Consider the following 4,200-nt stretch of genomic DNA (forward strand, 5'->3'; position numbering starts at 1 on the left):
GTTTTTTCGGTTCTGGGATGGGCGACACATTTTTCCGATTCTCGAAGGACTCGGTGCCGGCGCGGGTGAGGTTTTACCCGTGTTCGACCGCTACCTGATTAATGGCCAGACACTGGACGTGGGACCGAGGGGAGTGCCACCGGCCAAGGCCTGGCCGTGGTGGGAAGTGCCCCAGAAGTTAGTCGACAACTTGGCGGAGAAAGACCACACCACCGTCGTCGACAACTTAATGCAGTGGTTGGGAGAGGATTGCCCGGAACTGTTCTTCGCCTTCCCCGAAAGTAATCTGCGCCACAAAGTCGAGCGCTTCGTGCGCCAACAATCCAATACAGAAGATATGGCAGAGCGTCTTGCTGCTCAGCTGACAAAGGAAGTCACGTCATGAATACCCCGATTGGTACCTTGGTCCTGCGCGTGCTGGACGCCAAAACCCCTGACGTGAACCTGATTCTCAAAGACTTCAAAAATTGCCTGAGCGACTACAAAACCTGGGCTGACGGCTTCTGGACTGGCTGGGCCATGGATGTCGACCAGAAGTTCAAGGTGGGTAACGAAGTCAGCGTCACTGAGCGCAAAACTAAGACGGGACCGGTTGAAACCTACGCCACCTGTCCGTTGATGGGCGATTTCACACTGATCCATATGTTTGAGAGTGCGCGCTACGTGCCGATCGGCAATACATCGGTCAGGCTCGAACCCGTCAAAAAAGCGATGTTCGGCGGATACGACGTTGTCGGTCCGGTGATTCCTGCGACTATCGGCCCGAGCGGCATTGAAGTTATCAAGGGCTGCAAGCCGGGTCAGATGTACCGCATCACTTTTTTCCCGAACGTTTCTGAAAGCAACGTGAAGGCACTGTATGCCTCGTACCAGGGTGTCATCGGCAATCTTGACGGCTGGTTGAAAAGCGAGTGGTCGAGTAAGTTCCAGCCGCAGTGGGCGAGCTACTCGGCGACTGACCGGGCGGGTCGCTCGCTCATATTGGTGCGGTCTGCACTCGATAGTCTTGAGAAAGCGCTTCTGGGTCTCTGGGATGACATCAAAAGCCTGTTCGAACTATTAGCCGACCCCTTTAAAAATGTGGAGAAACTTCTTCATTACCTGAGTAAAGAGGAAGTAGAGAAACTCTATTCAGCATCTAAAGAAGCGATTGCCACCGGACTGTTGATTCTCAGCGACGAGCCGCTGATGTTCATCTACCTCTCAGTCATTATCGCGTGGGTTGGCATGCTGCCGCCGCAAGTCTGTGTGGAAGTAATAACGGCTATAGGTGCTTCCTTTCTGATCAACGTGGTGCTGGGGATCTGCCTATCGGGCGGTCTCGGGCTGGCGATTCGTGTTGGTACAAAAACATTGGCCAAGGTCCAATCTGGCACAGCGGTAAAAATGCTGGAGGAGCTCGCGGAAAAACTCTTGGCCGCGAGTAAGGGACACGCCTTGATCGCTCACGGTGAAACCGTGAAACCACTGTTGGCCAGTGCGCAAGGCGTACCGATGAATGCCGCTAAAAAGGCCGCGTTGAAGATCGAACAAGCCACCGCAGCCACTGCTAAAGGTCCGGTGCCGATCACCAGCGACACGCCTGCCTTGCTGGAAAAAAACGCCTCCGCATTTGCTCGAAAAAAAGCAGAAAAACAATTCGTCCTGGAGCCAAAGGAAAAGGTCAGCGATGCTCCGGCCCAGTCAAAAACGCCCGACGAAAAAAGCTCAACCTGCGCCAAGAAAACCTGCACCAATAATTGCCCGGTTTCCATGGTCACCGGTGAGGAGCTACTGACGCTGACCGATGGTCAGCTCGACGGACTGCTACCTTTCGAGTGGACTCGCCTTTACCGCACCAGCGCTGCGGAAATTGATTGCGGCCTCGGTTACGGCTGGAGCCATGCACTTGCCCAGCGGGTAGACATCAAAGATGAAGAGGTGATCTGGACCGATCACGAAAACCGTATCACCACGTTCCCGCTACCGAGTGTGCAGCGTCCGGCGATCACCAATAGCCTGTCGGAAGCAGCGATTTTCCTTGGTGATGATCCCTCAGAACTGATCCTCACCCAGGCCGGCGAACGTACCCAGTTCTACCACTTTCGTTACAACAGCAAGGGCGCCACGCTGATCGCCATCAGCGACAACTACGGCAATCGCCTGCACATCACCCGTGACATTCACGGTCGAATCAAACGCGTCGATAACGGTGCTGGTCGGGCTCTCCTTGTACGTTACGACCGCAAGCACATCGTCGCCATCGACTATCAGCGGTTCAGTCCGGCAGACAACCTGGAAGATGCCTGGAGCACCGTCCAGACCCTGGTCACCTACAGCTACGACACCCAACACCGCCTGATCGAAGCCAAAAACGCCGCTGGCGAAGCCGAGCGTTATGCCTACAACGACCAGAACGTCATTCTTGAGCGGCAACTCGCCGGCGGCGCCAGTTTTTACTGGGACTGGGAAAAAGAAGGTAAATCGGCGCGCTGCGTTCATCACTGGGCGAGCTTCTCGCAAATGGACGCGCATTACGCCTGGGATGACAAAGGCAGCGTCACGGTTACCAATGCTGACGGCAGCGAAGAGGTCTACACCCACGACGATAAGGCGCGACTGGTCGCCAAGGTTGATCCGGACGGTGCGGAACACCTCAAGGCCTACGACGACAAGGGCCGCCTGATCGCCGAGAAAGATCCACTCGGCGCCGTCACCGAATACCAATACAACGAAGCAGGCCGACTGATCGCGGTTATTCCGCCCGAAGACACCCCGACCTCTTATGAGTATTACCACGGCTACGTCCGTGTGGTGAATCGTGGCCCGGCGAAGTGGATATATTGGCGCAACGACCAAGGCGACATCACCGAACAAATCGACCCGGATGGCAATTCAACCCACTACAACTATGACCGCCAGGGCCGTCTTCTAGAAATCCGTCATCCGGATGGCAGCCGTCATCAACTGGGCTGGAACAATCTCGGTCAACTGCTCGAAGAACAGTTGCCCGATGGTGGCCAGCGCAAGTACCGCTACGACGCGTTGGGTCGGCAGATCACCCGTCAGGACGAAAGCGGTGCAATCACCCAGTACCAATGGGACTTCGCCAACCGGCTCGCGCAAATCACGCTGCCCGGTGGCGCTACGCGCGCGTTCACTTACAACCCATACGGTCGNGACGAAAGCGGTGCAATCACCCAGTACCAATGGGACTTCGCCAACCGGCTCGCGCAAATCACGCTGCCCGGTGGCGCTACGCGCGCGTTCACTTACAACCCATACGGTCGAGTCACTGCCGAACGCGATGAATTGGGTCGCGTCACCCGCTATGAATATGCCGATAACCTGCACCTGGTCAGCCGACGCATCAACCCGGATGGCAGCCAACTGCGCTATCGCTACGACAACTCACGCCTGCTGCTCACCGAAATCGAAAACGAACGTGGCGAGCACTACCACCTCGATTATTACGCCAACGGCCTGATCCAGCAGGAAACCGGGTTCGACGGTCGTCGCACAGCCTATGAATACGACCTTAACAGTCAATTGCTGAAGAAAACCGAGTTCGGGGATGACGGCAGTGAACTGATTACCGAGTACCAGCGCGATGCCGCTGGCCGCCTGCTGGTGAAAACCCTGGCCGATGGCGAGGAAATTCACTACAGCTACGACGCCCTCGGGCGCCTGGTGAACGTCGATGACGGAAACTGGCCGCTGGCCTACGAATACGACCTGCAAGACCGCCTGATCACCGAGCACCAAGGCTGGGGGACCCTGCGTTACGAGTACGACCAACTCGGCCAACTCAGCCACTGCCGCTTACCCGACGGCAGCAAGCTTGATTATCGCTACCAACGAGGCGGTCAACTGAGCAGTATCGACCTCAACGGTTCACGCCTGACCACTCACCAGTTCAGCGCAGGTCGCGAACAGCAGCGTCAACAGGGTTTGTTGCTCAGCCAATACCAATACGACGAACAAGGCCGCCTGCAAGCCCATACCGTCAGCCAGCAAGAACGCAACCTGTTCCAGCGTCGCTACGCTTACGATGCCAACGGGAACCTCGCCGGCATCGACGACAGCCGCAAAGGCAATCGTAGTTATCACTACGACCCACTCGACCGGCTGATCAACGTTCGTGGCACCACGCCGGAAAGTTTCGCCCATGACCCGGCAGGCAACCTACTCGGCCAAGGCGACCAGCCGACCGCGAACCTG

The 4,200-nt window shown here is 56.7% G+C and carries 1 protein-coding gene and 2 pseudogenes; all 3 read left to right on the forward strand.

Features of this window, described 5'->3' with window-relative positions; all coding sequences use genetic code 11:
* Positions 1-385 (forward strand): annotated as a pseudogene (locus ACXPVS_RS27080) (DUF4123 domain-containing protein); the annotation flags it as partial.
* On the forward strand, positions 382-3,158 hold a 2,777-nt coding region (locus ACXPVS_RS27085; protein WP_458512623.1), incomplete at its 3' end, for a DUF6531 domain-containing protein. The pseudogene ACXPVS_RS27080 and the gene ACXPVS_RS27085, both read left to right, overlap by 4 nt.
* 1 nt (position 3,159) lies before the next feature.
* Positions 3,160-4,200: pseudogene (locus ACXPVS_RS27090) on the forward strand (type IV secretion protein Rhs); the annotation flags it as partial.

Source organism: Pseudomonas sp. Ma2-10 (assembly GCF_054330215.1).